General features: G+C 52.3%; 17 protein-coding genes. 9 read left to right on the forward strand and 8 right to left on the reverse strand.

The window, feature by feature from the left end; genetic code table 11:
- Positions 1-45: 45 nt before the first annotated feature.
- Together ACZRKO_RS09475 and yieE are read right to left on the reverse strand one after the other, a co-directional pair.
- Positions 46-1,521: an amino acid permease gene (locus tag ACZRKO_RS09475; protein WP_463736939.1), complete on the reverse strand. Its 1,476-nt coding sequence runs from the start codon at positions 1,519-1,521 to the stop codon at positions 46-48.
- A gap of 141 nt (positions 1,522-1,662) precedes the next feature.
- On the reverse strand, positions 1,663-2,535 hold the full coding sequence (yieE, locus tag ACZRKO_RS09480; protein WP_463736940.1) for a DNA-binding transcriptional regulator YeiE: 873 nt from the start codon (positions 2,533-2,535) through the stop codon (positions 1,663-1,665).
- A 257-nt stretch (positions 2,536-2,792) separates the two neighbouring features.
- Here yieE and ACZRKO_RS09485 point away from each other — a divergent pair, with 257 nt between their 5' ends.
- Positions 2,793-3,881 (forward strand): YeiH family protein, encoded by a 1,089-nt coding sequence (locus ACZRKO_RS09485; RefSeq protein ID WP_463736941.1) that lies wholly within the window; start codon positions 2,793-2,795, stop codon positions 3,879-3,881.
- A 96-nt stretch (positions 3,882-3,977) separates the two neighbouring features.
- Positions 3,978-4,841, forward strand: a complete 864-nt coding sequence (gene nfo, locus ACZRKO_RS09490; protein WP_463736942.1) for a deoxyribonuclease IV — start codon at positions 3,978-3,980, stop codon at positions 4,839-4,841.
- 79 nt (positions 4,842-4,920) lie between these two features.
- On the opposite strand, the gene fruA is transcribed toward nfo, so the two are convergent.
- The 3 genes from fruA to fruB are packed head-to-tail and all read right to left on the reverse strand — an operon-like array spanning position 4,921 to position 8,701.
- Positions 4,921-6,621 (reverse strand): PTS fructose transporter subunit IIBC, encoded by a 1,701-nt coding sequence (gene fruA, locus ACZRKO_RS09495; protein ID WP_463736943.1) that lies wholly within the window; start codon positions 6,619-6,621, stop codon positions 4,921-4,923.
- A 14-nt stretch (positions 6,622-6,635) separates the two neighbouring features.
- Entirely contained in the window at positions 6,636-7,574 is a 939-nt protein-coding gene (fruK, locus tag ACZRKO_RS09500) for a 1-phosphofructokinase (protein ID WP_463736944.1), read from the reverse strand.
- Positions 7,571-8,701 (reverse strand): fused PTS fructose transporter subunit IIA/HPr protein, encoded by a 1,131-nt coding sequence (fruB, locus tag ACZRKO_RS09505; protein ID WP_463736945.1) that lies wholly within the window; start codon positions 8,699-8,701, stop codon positions 7,571-7,573. The genes fruK and fruB overlap by 4 nt, the downstream gene beginning before the upstream one ends.
- 449 nt (positions 8,702-9,150) lie before the next feature.
- Here fruB and setB point away from each other — a divergent pair, with 449 nt between their 5' ends.
- Entirely contained in the window at positions 9,151-10,365 is a 1,215-nt protein-coding gene (gene setB, locus ACZRKO_RS09510; protein WP_463736946.1) for a sugar efflux transporter SetB, read from the forward strand.
- A 487-nt stretch (positions 10,366-10,852) separates the two neighbouring features.
- Complete coding sequence (locus tag ACZRKO_RS09515; protein WP_463737521.1) at positions 10,853-11,422, forward strand: phospholipase D family nuclease; 570 nt, start codon at positions 10,853-10,855, stop codon at positions 11,420-11,422.
- A gap of 89 nt (positions 11,423-11,511) precedes the next feature.
- On the opposite strand, the gene ACZRKO_RS09520 is transcribed toward ACZRKO_RS09515, so the two are convergent.
- The gene (locus ACZRKO_RS09520; RefSeq protein ID WP_463736947.1) at positions 11,512-11,766 is read right to left on the reverse strand and encodes a YkgJ family cysteine cluster protein; all 255 of its coding nucleotides are present in this window, start codon (positions 11,764-11,766) and stop codon (positions 11,512-11,514) included.
- A gap of 252 nt (positions 11,767-12,018) precedes the next feature.
- On the opposite strand from ACZRKO_RS09520, the gene yeiP reads away from it, so the two are divergent.
- Positions 12,019-12,591 (forward strand): elongation factor P-like protein YeiP, encoded by a 573-nt coding sequence (yeiP, locus tag ACZRKO_RS09525; protein WP_463736948.1) that lies wholly within the window; start codon positions 12,019-12,021, stop codon positions 12,589-12,591.
- A gap of 284 nt (positions 12,592-12,875) precedes the next feature.
- Positions 12,876-14,345, forward strand: a complete 1,470-nt coding sequence (locus ACZRKO_RS09530) for a mannitol dehydrogenase family protein (protein WP_463736949.1) — start codon at positions 12,876-12,878, stop codon at positions 14,343-14,345.
- 47 nt (positions 14,346-14,392) lie between these two features.
- Here the strand turns inward: ACZRKO_RS09530 and ACZRKO_RS09535 are convergent, their stop codons facing one another.
- Together ACZRKO_RS09535 and ACZRKO_RS09540 are read right to left on the reverse strand one after the other, a co-directional pair.
- Positions 14,393-15,124 (reverse strand): FCD domain-containing protein, encoded by a 732-nt coding sequence (locus tag ACZRKO_RS09535; RefSeq protein ID WP_463736950.1) that lies wholly within the window; start codon positions 15,122-15,124, stop codon positions 14,393-14,395.
- Between the two features lie 239 nt (positions 15,125-15,363).
- Positions 15,364-15,672: a hypothetical protein gene (locus ACZRKO_RS09540; protein WP_463736951.1), complete on the reverse strand. Its 309-nt coding sequence runs from the start codon at positions 15,670-15,672 to the stop codon at positions 15,364-15,366.
- 264 nt (positions 15,673-15,936) lie between these two features.
- Between ACZRKO_RS09540 and ACZRKO_RS09545 the strand changes: the two genes are divergently transcribed.
- The 3 genes from ACZRKO_RS09545 (at position 15,937) to mepS (ending at position 18,707) form a co-directional block, all read left to right on the forward strand.
- On the forward strand, positions 15,937-16,911 hold the full coding sequence (locus ACZRKO_RS09545; RefSeq protein WP_463736952.1) for a CobW family GTP-binding protein: 975 nt from the start codon (positions 15,937-15,939) through the stop codon (positions 16,909-16,911).
- Between the two features lie 61 nt (positions 16,912-16,972).
- Positions 16,973-17,674 carry a phosphatase PAP2 family protein gene (locus ACZRKO_RS09550; RefSeq protein WP_463736953.1) on the forward strand — a complete coding sequence of 234 codons (702 nt, stop codon included), beginning with the start codon at positions 16,973-16,975 and terminating at the stop codon, positions 17,672-17,674.
- Between the two features lie 448 nt (positions 17,675-18,122).
- Positions 18,123-18,707 carry a bifunctional murein DD-endopeptidase/murein LD-carboxypeptidase gene (gene mepS / locus ACZRKO_RS09555; RefSeq protein ID WP_463736954.1) on the forward strand — a complete coding sequence of 195 codons (585 nt, stop codon included), beginning with the start codon at positions 18,123-18,125 and terminating at the stop codon, positions 18,705-18,707.
- Positions 18,708-18,732 lie beyond the last annotated feature (25 nt).

Genomic DNA, 18,732 nt, shown 5'->3' on the forward strand with positions numbered 1-18,732 from the left:
CAGAGCCGGAGCTCTGCCTTATTAAGATAATTCTCGCCGATAGTATTAATCGGTATGCTTCGGGAATTCCATTTCGCTGTATTTCACCACTTTGGTTTTACGCGTCAGCTTGTAACCGAACCAGATGATGAGGAACAGCGGCAGACCAATGTAAGTCGCAGCAACACCGTACCAGTCGATAGTGTCTTTCAGGAAAGCCTGATAGTTCTGCCCGAGCGTGATCGTCAGACAAAGCACAAAGGCAAAGATCGGACCAAACGGGAAGAAACCGGACAAATACGGCAGTTCTTTCAGGTCACGTCCCTGAGAAACATAACCGCGACGGAAACGATAGTGACTAATTGCAATCCCGAGCCAGGCAATGAAACCGGTCATGCCCGAGGTATTCAGTAGCCACAGGTAAACCGTTTGGTTACCAAACATCGAGCTGAGGAAGCACAGCGCAGCGACCACCGTGGTGGCATACAACGCGTTACGCGGCACGCCGCCTTTCGACAGTTTGGCAAAAATACGCGGTGCTTTGCCTTCAGACGCCAGGGTATACAGCATACGGGTTGACGCATACATCCCCGAGTTACCGGCGGAGAGCACGGCGGTCAGGATCACGGCATTCATGACGGCTGCGGCAGATAACAGACCGGCGTTACGGAACACCAGCGTGAACGGACTGACGCTGATATCGCCGACTTCGTTACGCAGCAGGTTCGGATCGGTATAAGGGATAATCAGGCTTATTACCAGAATCGCCAGAATATAGAACAGCAGAATTCGCCAGAATACCTGACGCACGGCGCGTGGAATATTCTTGGCCGGATTCTCTGACTCACCCGCAGCCACACCAATCAGTTCGGTTCCCTGGAAAGAGAAGCCTACGATCATTGCCACACCAATCATGGAGGCAAAGCCACCGGCAAAAGGCGCATCGCCAATCGTCCAGTTGTGCCAGCCCGCCGTTTCACCCCCGCGCATAATGCCTGTGATCATTAGCACGCCAACGGCGATGAAGATGATGACGGTCACGACTTTGATCAGTGAGAACCAGTATTCAGCCTCACCAAAACCGCGTACCGAGATGTAGTTGAGCAGGAAAATCAGGCTCATGAACAGCGCGCTCCAGATCCACCCAGGGGTGTCCGGGAACCAGTAGTTCATCACCAGCTGTGCGGCAACCAGGTCAACGGCGATAGTGACCGCCCAGTTGTACCAGTAATTCCAGCCCAGTGCGAAGCCAAAGCCTTCTTCTACGTATTTGGAACCGTAGGTGGAAAACGATCCGGAGACCGGCATAAAGGCCGCCAGTTCGCCGAGGCTGGTCATCAGGAAATAGACCATGATGCCGATTAAGGCGTAAGAGAGCAGTGCTCCGCCCGGTCCGGCTTGTGAAACCGTAGCACCTGACGCCACGAATAAACCGGTACCGATTGAACCGCCAATGGCGATCATAGTTAAGTGGCGGGCTTTCAGCTCGCGGCGCAGTCCGGACGGTGCCGGCTGCGAAGTTTTAGTCGATGGTTCAGCCATTTTTGCCCTGTTTGCGCTGTGATTTGTTGTATAGATAGAATTTTACGCGCGGATTGTAACAAAACGAGCGGGCCTGAATAGCACGAACCCCCTGTTATAAGAGACCTTCATGATCGGCATCGGATCATAAGCAAAAGACGTTTATACCGGTTCCCGGCAATAGGTTAAAAACCTTGATAATGCGTTGGAAATATGTTTTTGACGGTGATGGATTAAGTACAATTTTCGCACCAATGGCGCCACTGGCAGGCGGATTTCCACCAGCGCCCCGCTGCTGAGCTGTTCGGTAATCACCCGCCGCGACAGGCAGCTGATCCCAATGCCGTGGCGGACGGCGTGTTTAATCGCCTCGGAGTTACCCAGCTCCATCACCAGATTGAAGTCCGGCATTTGCGGCAGCAGCAGATGGTCAAGCACTTCACGCGTACCGGACCCGCGTTCACGCAAGATCCACGGTGCCTGTGCCAGCGTTTCCAGACTAACGGCCTGCCCTGCCAGCGGATTACCTGGCGCGCAAAAAACCACCAACTGGTCATCAAGCCACGGCTGCGTGATCAATTCAGGTACGCTGCACGGGCCTTCGATCAGCCCCAAATCTACGCGAAATTCCGCCACGGCGTTAATGACGTCATTGGTGTTACCGACGTTCAGTTCCAGCGGCGTGGCAGGAAAGTCGAGCCGGTAACTGGCAATCATGCCCGGCAACATATAGTTGCCGATGGTACTGCTGGCCCCGATGCGCAGCGAACCGTTGTCTTTACTGAACAGCCGCTCAATCTCGCCCGCCTGCTCCAGTAGCGCCAGCGCTTTAGGATACAACAGGCGCCCATGCTCATTGATCACCAGCCGCTTACCCACGCGGTCAAATAACTGCACGCCGAGTTGCCCTTCGACGTCAGCCAGCGCCGCACTGACCGCAGATTGCGACAGCGACAATACGACTGACGCCTGCGTGGTTGAGCCGCTTTTCAGCACTTCGGCGAACACTTCAAGTTGTCGCAATGTTATGTGCATAAGTAATTTGTCCGTCACACGCGCCATGTCGCCCGTGCTTTGTGTTGCCCGTAATTGACAGGAACCGCAGACCGCAGGCGGTCGTCGCCATCCCTTTCATTTGCATTAAGTATAGTCCAACGGCCAGACCGGCCACGCCGGGCTCTGTGCCCCATTCTATACCTCTTTTACCGATAGGTTATAAAGTTATAATCAATTTCATTTTTATATAAGGCGGCGGTACGCTTGTCAGCAGGATAGTCAGAGAGGCAAGTGACATGCATACATTTACAGCAAAAATAACCCGTTCGAATTTTCTTAAGCCAGTCTGGATTGGACGCGTATTACCGGGTTTAGTTCTCACCGGCGTAGTAACCGGCATTTCCATCTGGCTGAGTGATTTCCCGCAGCTGAGCCATCTGGGGCTCAGTGCGCTGACGCTGGCGATTGTCATCGGTATGATCCTCGGCAACACGGTTTACCCGACGGTTCGCCCGCTGTGTCACGATGGCGTGAATCTCGCCAAACAGCGCCTGCTGCGCCTGGGGATCATTCTGTACGGTCTGCGCCTGACGTTCGCGCAAATCGCGGATGTCGGTGCAACCGGCATCCTGATTGACGCCCTGATGCTTTGCTCGACCTTTGCCCTCGCCTGCTGGCTGGGTAAGAAAGTCTTCGGGCTGGACAGCGATACTGCGATGCTGATTGGCGCGGGCAGCAGTATTTGCGGTGCCGCCGCCGTGATGGCGACGGAGCCGGTGCTGGATGCCAAAGCCGAGAAAGTGACCGTGGCCGTCGCCACCGTGGTTATCTTCGGTACCGCCGCCATCTTCCTCTACCCTTGGTTGTGGCAGATGAACCTGCACCACCACTGGGTGAATTTCAGCGCCGAACAGTTCGGTATTTACACCGGCTCGACGGTGCATGAAGTGGCACAGGTGGTGGCCGCCGGACAGGGTGTCAGCCCGGAAGCCGAGAGCGCTGCCGTGATCGCCAAGATGATCCGCGTAATGATGCTGGCGCCTTTCCTGCTGCTGTTGTCCGGCTGGAAAAGCCGCAGCAATGTGCAGAAAACCGAAAACGCAGGCGTCTTACGTAACATCACTATTCCGTGGTTCGCCCTGCTTTTCATCGTCGTGGCGGCAATCAACTCACTGGATATCTTGCCGCACAGCTGGATACCACCGCTGATCACGCTGGACACCATCCTGCTGGCGATGGCGATGGCCGCGCTGGGCTTGACCACGCACATCAGCGCACTGCGTCAGGCCGGTTTAAAACCGATTCTGCTGGCTGCCATTCTCTTCGTCTGGCTGATTGTGGGTGGTGCGGGAATTAACGAACTGGTGCAACATTTATTCGCTTAAGAGCGCACCCTGCGTCGTTTTAGCACATCTGTGCTGCACGCCCGACCTCAAGGCGTTATCATCCGGGGATAAAGGGCGAACAGCAGAGGAGTGAACATGAAGTTTATTGGAGCACATGTCAGCGCAGCGGGTGGGGTCGATCAGGCCGTCATCCGCGCACACGAACTGGAGGCAACGGCATTCGCGCTGTTTACCAAGAATCAGCGCCAGTGGAAAGCCGCACCTCTGCCGGAGGATGTGATTGAAAAATTCAAAGTGGCCTGTGAAAAATACGGCTACAGCAGCAATCAAATCCTGCCGCATGATAGCTATCTGATTAACCTTGGGCACCCGGTCACCGAAGCGCTTGAGAAATCCCGCGAGGCGTTTCTTGATGAACTCCAGCGCTGCGAACAGCTCGGCCTGTCGCTGCTGAACTTCCATCCGGGCAGCCACCTGATGCAAATCGATGAAGATAAATGTTTGGAGAAAATCTCTGAGTCGCTGAATATCGCGCTGAGCCAGACTGAAGGCGTGACTGCGGTTATCGAAAATACCGCCGGTCAGGGCAGCAATCTGGGATTCCGCTTTGAGCATCTGGCGAAAATTATTGACGGTGTGGAAGACAAAAGCCGCGTCGGTGTGTGTATTGATACTTGCCACGCATTTGCGGCCGGTTATGACCTGCGCACTGAAGAAGAGTGCATTAAAACCTTCAAACAGTTCGAAGATATTGTGGGCTTCAAGTATTTACGCGGTATGCACCTTAACGATGCCAAAAGTGAATTCAACAGCCGCGTCGACCGCCATCACAGTCTGGGTGAAGGCAACATTGGTAAAACCGTGTTCAGCTGGCTGATGCGTGACCCGCGTTTCGACGGTATCCCGATGATCCTCGAAACCGTTAATCCGGAGATCTGGATTGATGAAATTGCGTGGCTGAAGTCACAACAAAAATCGCAGGATGACGCCGCTGCATAAGAACGGAAATGCAATAGCGTAAATTTAAAAAGTAAAAAGGGCGCCGGAGCGCCCTTTTTGTTGGATTGAGACTGAAGAATTACTGCGTCACAACCTTGGCGGCCAGCGCTGCGTCAGAACGTTTCAGAAATGCGTAGGAAACGCCTGCCAGCAACGTACCGGCGATGATTGCCACCAGATAACCCAGAATCGGCGTGATTGCCCCAGGGATTAACAGTACGAACAGACCACCGTGTGGTGCCATCAGCTGTGCGTGGAAAGCCATCGACAGCGCACCGGTAAGGGCACCACCGGCGATACAGCACGGCAGGACACGCATCGGGTCACGTGCGGCAAACGGAATTGCGCCTTCGGTGATGAAGCACAGTCCCAGCACCATCGCGGCTTTCCCACCTTCACGCTCACTCTCTTCAAATTTCTTACGCGCCAGCACGGTCGCAAGACCCATCGCTAGCGGTGGCACCATACCGGCGGCCATGATGGCTGCCATTGGGCCGTAGACGGAAGAACTTAGCAGTGCCACACCAAAGGCGTAGGACGCTTTGTTCACCGGGCCGCCCATGTCGGTACACATCATCGCACCGAGGATAGCGCCCAGCAGAACCGCATTCGCCGTACCTAAAGATTGCAGCCAGTTAGTCAGGCCAACCATGATTTTAGCAACCGGCGTACCGACCACATAAATCATCACCAGACCGGTGATCAGGCTCGCCACCAGCGGAATGATCAGGATGGGCTTCAGCGCTTCCATACTTTGCGGTAAATGCAGTTTGTTGCTGATGAACTTCGCGACATAACCTGCCAGGAAACCGGCAATGATACCACCGAGGAAACCTGCACCGGTGCTGACTGCCAGCATCCCGCCAATCAGACCAGGCGTCAGGCCCGGACGGTCAGCAATGGAGAAAGCAATAAAACCGGCCAGAACAGGCACCATCAGCGCAAAGGCTGATGCACCACCGATTTGCATCAGCGCAGCGGCCAGTGTCCCTTTCACTTCAAAGGCTTTAATACCGAAAATAAAGGAGAGCGCGATACACAACCCACCCGCAACCACCATCGGTAACATGTAGGAAACACCGGTCAGCAGGTGACGGTAAGGACCGGCACCGGTTTCTTTTTTGCTGCCAGCAGCAACAGAACCCTGTTTTTTCGGCTCAAAGACTTCAGCTTCCACCAGCGCTTTGTCCAGCTCCTGCTTGGTCTTTTTCAGCGCCAGACCGGTCGAGGTGCGATACATCGGCTTACCGGCAAACTTATCCAGATCCACTTCGATATCCGCGGCCACGATAACCAGATCAGCCTGCGCGACTTCTTCCGGGGTGATGGCATTACCGGCACCGACAGACCCCCGGGTTTCGACCTTCACCCACCAGCCGCGTTTCTTCGCTTCGGTTTCGATGGCTTCAGCTGCCATGAAGGTATGTGCGACGCCGGTCGGACATGCGGTAATAGCCACGATGCGTTTCGGGCCGTTACCAGTGACTGCTTTTGCAGGAGCCGAGACCGGTGCCACGTAAGGTTTTGCTTCAGCGGCAGCGCGTTGCAGGAAAGCTTCCGGCTCACGGATAGCCAGCGCAACATCACCTGCGTAGATATTCTTACCCGCCAGCGCGGCGTTTGCCGGTACATGTTCACCCGCAACGACAATCAGTTCCGCATCAGCGATGCTGTCTGTCAGGGTGTGTCCTGCTTTCGCCGCAGCAGCAGCGAGCATATTTTTCGCCAGATGGCTGCGAGCCTGTCCGAGCGAACTGTCTATCATCAGCAGCGTTTTCATTCTGCCTCCTGCGGTCAGTTAAAAGGTTTCAAATCGACACGGGCCATCATCGCCGCAAGCTGCGGACGATCGGTGATACCCACATTGCTCTGGCTAACGGCCAAAGCAGCCACGGCGGTGGCCAGTCGTAAAGTGTGTTCGCTTGACTCGCGCATCAGCAGGCCGTAGATCAGGCCGCCCACCATGGAGTCACCGGCACCCACGGTGCTGACGACTTCGCAAGCCGGTGGTTTAGCAATCCAGGCACCCGAAGCATTCACCCACAATGCGCCTTCGGCACCGAGGGAAATGACAACGTGAGCGATTCCCTGATCGCGCAATGCATGTGCGGCTTCTACCACATCACTTAATTGCTGTAATTTGCGGCCAGCCCAGATTTCCAGCTCACGGCGGTTAGGTTTGACTAACCACGGTGCCGCTTTCAGACCGGCAACCAGAGCTTCACGGCTGCTGTCGAAGATGATGCATGGGCATTGGCTGCGCAGACGGGTCATCCAATCGGTGAACGCGTCAGGATCAACGCCCGCTGGCAGACTGCCACATACGGCAACCATGTCGAACTGACCCAGCCACGACAGAGAATCGGTCACGAAACGATCCCAGTCCTGCGGCGTGACGTTAAAACCGGAGAAGTTGAAATCGCTGACTTCACCATCTTTTTCGGTCAGTTTGACGTTGATACGTGTACGGCCTGACACCACCTGAAAGCGGTTAGCAATACCCAGATCGCTGAACAGATGCTGGAAACCGTCCTGATTGTCTTTGCCAAGGAAGCCACCAACGGTGACATCGATGCCGAGATCTTTCAGCACTTTGGCAACGTTGATGCCTTTACCTGCGGCATGCAGACCGGCTGTCTGAACGAGGTTAACTTCACCGCGTTCAATTTCAGGGCAGAACCCCACCAGATCGTAGGCCGGGTTTAAGGTGATCGTGGCGACTCTACGGCTCATACGCCCTCCCCAAGACCGTCAGCAATAGCTTCACCGATCGTTTTCAGCGCAACTTCAGCTTCTTCACCTGCGGCAGTAAAGCGCAGGCGATGGCCTTTTTTGACGCCAAGCGCCACGACTTTCATCAGGCTGCGTCCGTTGGCCGGTTTCCCGCTGCCGTCAAGGTTGGTCACGGTAATGTCACAGTTGAACTGCTTAATGACGTTCACCAGTGCGGTACCCGGACGTGCATGCAGGCCGTGCTCGTTACGGACAACAAACTCCGCAGACAGTACATTATTTTCTTCAGTGACTTCGCTGGTCAGCAGCGCCAGCACACCCACCGCATCGGCGGTCAGCAGGCGTTCAGCTTTTTGCGCGATCAGCAGGTCACTTAAGTAGTTCAGCACGTTCAGCGGCTGCTCATCGGCAACGGCAATCGTCAGCAATGCGGCAACAGTTTCGCCGTTCTGCTCGAAAGGTGTCGCCGCGCGGCTGAAGGTGGCTGCGCTTTGCAGATTGCCTTCGGTACTGTCGCTGAACCAGATGCCCTGCCCCAGATTCAGCGGTTTGCGGCTGATCACATCGCTGACAAACGTGGTGTCTGCTGCACCAATCTGCTGCAAACGTCCGGCGTTGAGCGCCTGTAATGTCATCAGGTTATCGGCGGCAACGTCAACGGCGATCAGTTGCGTGTCGAATTTGAATTCAGGGGCGTTTTTCTCGCCCATCAATAGACTGCGTAATTCGTCAGCTGAGTCGGTTTTCGCCATGCGTTCAGCCACGCTGTCGTCACTCAGAACGTGCGTCAGCTGACGCAGCAGGCTGAGGTGTTCGTCAGAACGGGCGGCGATACCGATAACCACATACGCGGTCTGGCCTTCACCCCATTCGATCCCTTGCGGGAACTGGAAAACCTGCACACCGGTATCCAGTACCAGATCGCGGGTATCGGTGGTGCCGTGTGGGATGGCGATGCCATTACCGAGATATGTAGATGTCTGCAACTCACGCTGCAACATGCCTTCTACGTAGCCTTCGCTGACGCGGCCAGCCTGAGTCAGCGCTGCAGCGACCTGACGAATGGCCTCCTGCTTATTGCTGGCGGCAGCACCGAGATGAATATCTTGCTGTGACAACTGGAACATAATTCTCCTCTCCTGCTGAATTTGAATCGTTTCAGCTCTATTGAGAAAAAAGGAGCGCCGTCAGATAGAGGTACTTATCAGACAACGCTGAAACGTTTCAGGCAGTCTTATTCCGGGCGGAATTTAAATCAAGCATTCCCTGAAATGGCGTAACGTTTCTTTGATGCCACGCACAGTTTGCCTTTCTGAAACGGATTGTGACTCCTTTTTATTCGTTAAAGCTGAAGCTGAGCTGACGCAAAAAAATGCTGCTTAAAAACGTTATTTCCCCCTGCGCCGTAGTGTTCATGATTGGTCATTTTTTAACACATTGTGCGATTTCATTAATCAGTATGGCAAATACACCACTGTTTACTTTTTTACTGATCAAAACGGGTTTTCGTTTTTTTTAAACAAGCGTAATATTCGCGCGAATTCCCACCTTTTCCTGACCGGTTCAATAGCACATCATGTCAACATCCACCGTTTCTGCACGCCGCTTACCTGACATCACCTCGACTGCATTTTTGATCATTGCCTTTCTTACTGGTATCGCCGGTGCGTTACAGACGCCAACGCTCAGCCTGTTTCTGACTTCAGAGGTGCATGTCAGCCCGTTTATGGTCGGCATCTTCTTTACAGGCAGCGCGGTGATCGGCATTTTTGTCAGCCAGCTATTGGCAAGTTGGTCGGATAAACGCGGTGATCGCAAAACACTTATATTGTATTGCTGCCTGCTGGGTGCGACGGCCTGCGTACTGTTTGCCTTCAACCGCAATTATTTCACCCTGCTGTTTATCGGCGTACTGCTGTCGAGTTTCGGTTCTACCGCTAACCCGCAGCTCTTCGCACTGGCACGGGAACACGCGGAAAAAACCGGGCGCGAAGCTGTAATGTTCAGCTCCATCCTGCGCGCGCAGGTTTCGCTGGCGTGGGTTGTCGGGCCGCCGCTGGCGTTTGCCCTCTCCCTGGGGTTTGGGTTTACCTTCATGTATACCGCCGCCATGCTGGCCTTCCTGCTGTGCGGCATCATGGTGTGGATGTTTCTGCCTTCGATGCCGAAAGCGATGATCAAGACTACCGCGACGCTGGAAGCGCCCCGCCGTAACCGCCGTGATACCCTGATGCTGTTCATCGCCTGTACGCTGATGTGGGCCGCCAATAGTATTTATCTCATCAACATGCCGCTGTACGTGGTGAATGAGCTGCACCTGCCGGAAAAACTGGCAGGCGTACTGATGGGCAGTGCTGCTGGTCTTGAGATCCCGACCATGTTGATCGCGGGTTATCTGGCGAAACAGCTGGGGAAACGCTTTCTGATGCGTCTGGCGGTGATCGCCGGGGTAGTGTTCTACGCCGGGATGCTGTTTATCACCGGTCCAATAGCGTTGATTGCTTTACAGCTGCTGAACGCCATTTTCATCGGCATTCTGGCCGGGATAGGCATGCTCTATTTTCAGGATTTAATGCCGGGTCAGGCAGGCGCGGCAACCACGCTGTTCACCAACTCCACCCGTACAGGCTGGATTTTAGCCGGTTCATCGGCCGGGCTGGTGGCGCAGTTTTGGAGTTATCACGCGGTATTTTATGCGGCGTTTGCAATGGTACTCGGGTCAGTATTTTGTATCTGGCGGGTGAAAAATGTGGATGAAAAACCGGCAGAAGTGGAAAATGCCGTAGCTTAAGGCGCGGTATCGATTTCGAGTTGGGTCAGATAGATCAGCGCATCACCCCGGTGGCTGTGACACATTTCGCGGCTGGCCTGCAGAACAATATGCTTTTGACGTTCAGTGGAGCCTCATGAAAACGTTATTGGCACCTATATCGAAAGAGATCATTACAACGCATCTGCGTCATGACCCAATCGCTACTTCAGTAGTTCGAAGTAATTCAGGAAGGCAATATTTGAATTTTTTGCCAGAGGCTACCGAAATGGCAGGCTCTGTGGCATCCAGAATTAACGACTATTTTCAGGTACTGAAACCCGCATCTTGAAGTTGCTTGGGTATATACGCGAATTCCAGTGTATTGGAAATATGTAGGGGCAACGGTAGGGGGAATTTTTTGTAAGGAATGTAGAAATGAAACCTGAAGGAAACGCAATGTTCGTGGAAATGCCCCCCACATGCAGAACATTAAGTTTTTTTCGATGGAAGGAATGAGAGTTTGGAAATGCAAAATATTTTAGTTGCTATAACAATAGCTTTAACGGCATCAAGCGCTTACGCTTTTAACACTGGAACTAATCACGTTACCGGTACAGATCCGCACTTTAAAACCTGCTCGGATGATAACCCGCACATTACTATTGGTTTTTCCCCTGAAGGTTCTGCGCGCGCTTTGGTTTTGGCATCTATCCAAGAAGCAACAAAAAGTATTGATATGTTAGCTTATTCCTTTCAGTCCACAGATATCGTTTCAGCATTGAATGAAGCATCAGACAAAGGTGTAAAAGTCCGGATTGTGGTTGATAATTTCGACAATCAAAACAGCACAAGTCAGCAGAAAATTGCAAGCGTTAAGGCTCATGGTATAAACCTTCGCACTAATACACATTTCCACATTGCGCATGACAAAATGTTGATCATCGATGGCATTAAGCTGGAAACAGGTTCATTTAACTTTGCTAATTCTGCCGAGTACCAAAATAGTGAAAACGTGATCGTTTTGGATAACGCCCCCTGCGCGGTAACCAACTATCAAGCGCATTTCAATAGTCGCTGGAACATTGCAGAAAATTGAAAAATAGCTACCTGCCCCCGCTGTGCGTACACCATTGGTGGGTTAAATCAATCCTCGTGCAAATTATATCTTTATTGGACATACATCACTTAAGGCGCGGTATCGATTTCTAGTTGGGTCAGATAGATCAGCGCATCATCCCGGTGGCTGTGACACATTTCGCGGCTGGCCTGCAAACTGGCGCAGACTTTCGGGCGCAGCGGTGACGTGAAAATGTTACAGAGGAAATTGTCTGCCAGATGAATGCAGCGGGTATTGGCAGGCTTGCCATTGGGCATCCCGGGAATTGGGCTGGAAATAGACGGCGCAATGCAGCAGGCCCCACAATTCGTACGACAGTCCATCAGCGCCTCCGGCAGGCTTTAGTGAGGCGCGACAATACCAGTCGCCCTGACCTGTCACCAGCGAAATATTCCCTCATTGAAACTTATTGGCTACGCTTATTTTGAACCGGTGCAACCTGAGCGGACAAAACGTTTACAAACGCCAGCGTGACACGCTTTTACTCACTCTTTTTATGCCAGAGTATTGCCTGAAATCGGCGGCGCGAGTAACGTGTCGCAAAATATTTTCTCTTCTTAAGAACAGGTATTGATATGGCACGTGCTAACGAAATTAAACGCGGTTTTGTCGTCAACTACGACGGCAAACTGCTGCTGGTAAAAGACATCGATGTTCAGAGCCCAAGCGCGCGCGGTGCCAGCACCTTGTACAAAATGCGCTTCGCCGACGTACGTACCGGCGGGAAAGTCGAAGAGCGCTTCAAGGGCGACGACATCCTCGATACCGTCACCCTCACCCGCCGCCGTGTGAACTTCTCTTATGTTGACGGTGATGAATACATCTTTATGGATGATGAAGACTTCACGCCTTACACCTTCAATAAAGCGCAGATCGAAGAAGAGCTGCTGTTCATTCCTGAAGAAGGTTTGCAGGGTATGCAGGTGCTGACGCTGGACAGCCAACTGCTGGCGCTCGAAATGCCACAAACGGTAGATCTGGAAATCGTTGAAACAGCACCGGGTATTAAAGGCGCTTCCGCCAGCGCACGCAACAAGCCTGCGGTAATGAGCACCGGCCTGAGCATTCAGGTGCCGGAATATCTGAGTTCCGGCGACAAAATCCGCATTCATATCGCGGAACGCCGTTATATGGGGCGTGCTGACTAATTCAGCCGTTGCACATTAAGAGCGCTCAGGCGCTCTTTTTTGTCGCTGTTATCTACGTAAAACGTTACCAAAAATATCGCCTCTTTCTTCTCTCTTTCGATCTGCCTCACAAAAGCGAACCGAATCCGGACTAACCAATTTTCATTTCTGTCATATGACTTTACACTCAAAAGCCTGTTTTATGACTGAAATGCCGCCAGCGGGTCCGCTTGTCGCGCAGCATTCATAACAAACTCATTTTTGGCCTGACCAATTTTTGCTGTTCTTACGTTATGGAGTCGTGCATGAAAACTATCGCCACAGAGCCGCTGCCTGCCGGTGTGCAATTACCAAACTACGACCGCAACCTGCTGAAAACGCGCATTGTGCACCTTGGCTTCGGCGCTTTTCACCGGGCCCATCAGGCACTCCTCACCGACCGCGTACTCAATCAACTTGGCGGCGACTGGGGATATTGTGAAATCAGCCTGTTTGGTAACCCCAGTCTGATTCAGTCGCTACAACAGCAGGATCACCTGTTCACCGTGCTGGAGAAAGGCGCAGAAGGCAATCAGGCCATTGTGGTGGGCTCCGTGCATGAGTCAATGCACGGCAGCGTTGACGGGCTGGCTGCTGTCATCGAGAAGATGGCTGAACCTCAGGTGGCAATTGTGTCCCTGACGGTGACAGAAAAAGGCTATTGCATCGAGCCCGGCAGCGGTGAGCTGGACCTGAACCATCCACAAATCCAGCAGGATTTAACCGGTGAGCATCCTCCCGCCACCGCGCCGGGTGTACTGGTCGAAGCACTGCGCATCCGCCATCAGCGGGGGTTACCAGGCTTTACGGTGCTCTCATGTGACAACATCCCGGAAAACGGCCATGTTGTGAAAAAGGCCATTCTGGGTATGGCTAGAGCCCGTTCGGCTGAACTCGCCGACTGGATCAGCCACAACGTTACGTTCCCAAGCACCATGGTGGACCGCATTGTCCCGGCCGCAACAGACGATACCTTGCAGGAAGTTGCACTGGCGCTGGGCGGCATTATTGACCCTTGTGGTATCGCCTGTGAACCCTTCATTCAATGGGTCGTGGAAGACAATTTCGTCGCCGGACGCCCGGCGTGGGAAGAGGTTGGCGCACAGCTGGTCGCCGATGTCTTACCCTTCGAGCAGATGAAATTGCGTATGCTCAACGGCAGCCATTCGTTTCTTGCCTATCTCGGCTATCTGGCAGGGTATCAGTACATCAATGAGTGCATGGAAGACGCCCACTACAAGCAGGCGGCGCATCGCCTGATGTTGCAGGAGCAGGCACCGACTCTGAGTGTGGAAGGTGTTGATCTGAAAGCCTATGCCGACAGTCTGATAGCCCGTTATTGCAACACCGCGCTCAAACACCGTACCTGGCAAATTGCCATGGACGGCACAATGAAATTGCCGCAACGCATGCTGGATTCTATGCGCTGGCATCTTGCCCACGGCGGTCCGTTTGAATGTCTGGCGTTGGGTGTCGCAGGCTGGATGCGCTACGTCGGCGGTGTGGATGACGCGGGTGCTGCCATTGAGATTAAAGACCCGATGGCAAAACAGCTGGCAGAGATTGTGGCAGCCACCACTGACGGTGAAGCCCGCGTCAGCGCCCTGCTGGCATTAAACTCAGTGTTTGGCGAACTGTTGCCACAAAGCACGGCAGCGGTAAATGCCATTCAGCATGCCTATGCTCGCCTGCAAGAGGTGGGTGCCAAAAAGAGTGTCGCCCGTCTGGTGGGTTAACGCGGATATTCGCGCAGAAACAGAAAGGCTGCCGTTGGCAGCCTTTTTTACTCCTTCAATGCAGCAGGTATAGATTCAAACAGGTAACCGTCGAACGCCGGATCTTCAGCATCAGAGACCTCCAGCAGCATCGTTTTAACGTTTTCCAGATGCTGCCACATGGCCTGTTTGGCCGCTTTCGGGTCACGCCTTAAGACTGCCTGCAGGATTTTCTGGTGATCCAGCAACCATTGCTGATCGTGTCCATTTTTCCCTACATGCTGCTGAATCCCCTGCCACATCGGGCTGCATTTACGGGTTTGCCATAAATCCACCACCATATTGGCCAGCACGCTGTTTTGCGAAGCCTGAGCCAGCAACGTGTGGAATAACTCGTCGGCGGTTTCGTCCGCTTCGCCGCGTTCAATAAATCCACGTTCCAATTCGATGGCGTCGCGCATTTTGAGAATATCGGCCTTGGTAGCCTGCATCGCTGCGAACGCAGCCACCTCGCTTTCCAGAAGTTGCCTTGCCTGCAGCAGCTCAAACGGACCGTAACCGCTGTCTTCACGAAACACATTGGCTTGCGGCTGGCGGGTAAGCACATAAACACCGGAGCCTTTACGTACTTCGACCACTTTCTCCAGCTCCAGCATGATCAATGCTTCTCGCACGACGCTGCGACTGACCGAAAAGGTTTCAGCAATATCCCGCTCGGGCGGCAGACGATCGCCAGCCTGGTAGTCACCCGCTTCTATTGCGCTGCGTAAATTCCCGCCGATTTCCTGATAAAGTCGCATCACGCTGCCCTGAAAGATGAAATTGGTCAGACAGATTAAGCATGATACTCCTCAGCTTAACGCCCGAAAAATGAGTGAAAAGTATATCACGGCATTGCAGTGGGTTACGTTTGGGGACCGGAAAGTGTCGGCGAAGTCAACATTGGACAGGCCAGTAGAAATAACGTGTCAGACCATCAATGGCGCAGAGCATAAACTCTGCGCCACACATTAGTCATGCTACTCATTCAGATCGCAATTTAATTGTAGGACACGGTCATTATGGCTAAATTTGGATTGTTTTTAATGTTCTCTGTCTTCACAGACCCCAACGACTTAGGCAGTGTAAAGTTTGGCAGATCGCCCGCCGATAGGGATTGTGTTTGAACGATATTTTTTCCGTTGCGATAACAATGTGTTGTCACATTATTCTGGCTGCTGTTAATACTGCATGCGTCTTCTACAATCGCACCGTAGAAGTGGATGGTACCGCTTGAAGGGCCTGCTGCTGCTTGTGTCATCCCTGAGGTAAAAAGTCCAAAAAACAGGATCATTGCTAATCTGCTCATTGTCACCTCGTCATTAGTATTAACTCATCATTAACATTAGAATAACTTCACTAAAAAACTAGGCATTTCCGTACAAAAAAACTGCCTATTCTCAAATGAAATAACCACTACGTGCGGTTAATACTGTTTAATCGGCACAAAAGTGGATTTTCTTAAGCTCTGACGGCATCTTATTACTCTTATTTTTAGATCCCCCAACGCGCAGGAATAATAAAGATCAATTATTTCAGCAGGATAAGATGCGCACACTACATGGAGTCTCTGATGACAAAAATCAACCTCATTACCGGTTTTCTGGGCAGCGGCAAAACCACCACCATTCGCCACCTGTTGGCACAAAAACCGGAAGGCGAAAAGTGGGCTGTACTGGTTAATGAATTTGGCGAAGTGGGTATTGATGGTGCGCTTCTGGCAGACAGTGGTGCTGTGCTCAAAGAGATCCCTGGCGGATGTATGTGTTGCGTGAACGGGCTGCCCATGCAGGTGGGTCTGAATATGTTATTGCAGCAGGCTAAACCTGACCGCCTGCTGATCGAACCCACCGGACTGGGCCATCCGAAGCAAATTCTCTCATTATTATCTTCTGAGGTTTACAGCAACTGGCTGACGCTGAATGCATCGCTTTGCCTGCTCGATGTCCGTAATCTCAGCGATCAACGCACCGTGGAAAATGAAAACTTCCGTGACCAGCTGGCAGCAGCCGATATCGTTGTGGCAAATAAATCCGACACCTATTCAGAGCAGGACCATCAGGCGCTGGCTGCATGGCAAAACCAATGGGCTGTGGGACGGGACGTGGTGATCACCTCAAACGGGAGCGTCGATACAGCCCTGCTCGATCGTCCGCGGCTGAATCTGGCGCAACTGCCTGATGGTGCGCATCATCATGGCCACGCCTCAACCCGCGGGCTCGCCGCACTTAGCCTGCCCGGCAATCAACGCTGGCGGCGTGCGCTGAATCAGGCTGATGGTTATTCGAGTTGCGGCTGGATTTTCGATGCAGAAACGGTTTTCGATACCGTGGCGCTGCTTGACTGGGCACGTCTGGCACCGGCAGACCGCGTGAAAGGCGTAATGCGAATAAAAGAGGGTACGTTGCTGGTTAACAGGCAGGGGCTGGATTTGCGGATTGAAACGCGACCTGTCGCGCCACTGGACAGCCGGATTGAGCTTATCACCCGCGACGAAGTCCAGTGGAATGCACTGCAATCTTCTTTGTTGAAGATTCGTTTAGGTTAGGCGGCTTAACGTATCGCCCTTCTGTAATACTTAACATTCGCTAAATAACAGGCTTCTAATTATGTGGCGTCGCAATCTCCCCGCAATTCTGCTGCTCAATGTTTTGGGCATTGCGCTTTTTCTGTCGTACTACCTGCCCGCTAACCACGGTTTCTGGTTCCCGATAGATTCCTCTATTTTCTTCTACTTCAATCGCCATCTCGCGACCAGTGAGACCTTCCTGCACGTCGTGGCTATCACCAACAACCGTGCGTTTGATGGTATCTCGCTACTGGCTATGGGGCTGCTCTATTTATCCTTCTATATAAGACGTGATACTGCGGAACGCCGTCGCATGATTATTATCGGTTTTGTCATGCTGCTGACCGCCGTGGTGCTTAATCAGTTAGGCCACCTGCTGCCGGTCAGTCACAAGAGCCCTTCCCTCAGTTTTCCGGGCGTAAACCGTGTCAGTCAACTGATTGGTATTCCAACGAAAGATGCTTCCGGCGACAGCTTCCCCGGCGATCACGGGATGATGCTGATTGTCTTTAGCTGCTTCATGCTGCGCTATCTTGGCAAAGGCGCGTTTGCTGTCGCTATTGTGATCACCATCGTATTCTCGTTACCACGCATCATGATTGGCGCTCACTGGTTTACCGATGTGGCCGTTGGCTCCCTGTCCGTGGTTCTGGTGGGCGCAAGCTGGTGGCTGATGACCCCGGCAAGTGACACACTCGTCAACTGGTTGGATCGCCAATTGCCGCAATTACGGCATCATTGAATCATTCATAAAAAATATTTTTTTTTTGAACCTATATTTTAATGTTATGGCTCGAACTGTTCTTTTCGCAGTATCGGGCCATTTTTATAGCTAAGTTATAGCAAAGCATTTGCAGAATCTTGTCTGAAAGGCCCGTTATCAGGCGCTTTCACGGCAAAGCCGTACAAACACCACTCATTGTTTATTACATTAACGCTAACATCACTTTACATCACAATTTCATATAAAAAATACGGTAAAACCTCTCGCAATCCCCTATTCATTACGGTAATCTCCAATGCGTTTGCATAGAAATGTGGCATAAACGGCTTGATTCCAGAAAAAGTGTGCGCTAACGCACGTTTCCCTGGCCAGGAGTTTGCCGCCTCTGTGCGCGGCAGGTAGTCTCGCTTCGTTTGGCAATTTATAACGATTTAATCGTTAAGGACATCAAGGGATAACAACAACAATGGTCAAGTCTCAACCGTTTATGAGATATATCACGCGGTTAATTCCCGCGATTGGCGCAGCAATTATTCTCTCTGCGTGTAGTGGCACACATTCTTCGAACACAGAAAACGCGCAAACTGATATGCGTGCAGTAAATGACAAAGATGGTCTTCTACTGCAAGCCTCTCAGGATGAATTCGAAGCAATGGTTCGTAGCGTCAACGTAAAATCCAAAATTATGGATCAGTATGCTGACTGGAAAGGCGTTCGTTATCGGTTAGGTGGTGACAGCAAGCGAGGTATCGATTGCTCAGCCTTCGTTCAGGTAACATTCCGCGAACAATTCGGTATGGATTTACCTCGTTCAACGTATGAACAGGAAGAAAAGGGCAGAAAAATCCAGCGCACGAAATTGCGCGCAGGTGATTTAGTTCTTTTCCGTGCAGGCTCTACGGGACGTCACGTAGGTATTTATTTAGGTAACGATCAATTTGTTCATGCTTCCACCAGCAACGGTGTGATGATTTCAAATTTGAACGAGACTTACTGGAATACCCGTTTCCGTGAAGCAAGACGTGTTTTAGCCAGCGGTGAACATAGCTAATTAAAACATGCACTCTTGCTGTCCT

The sequence above is a fragment of the Ewingella sp. C233 genome (assembly GCF_055407225.1).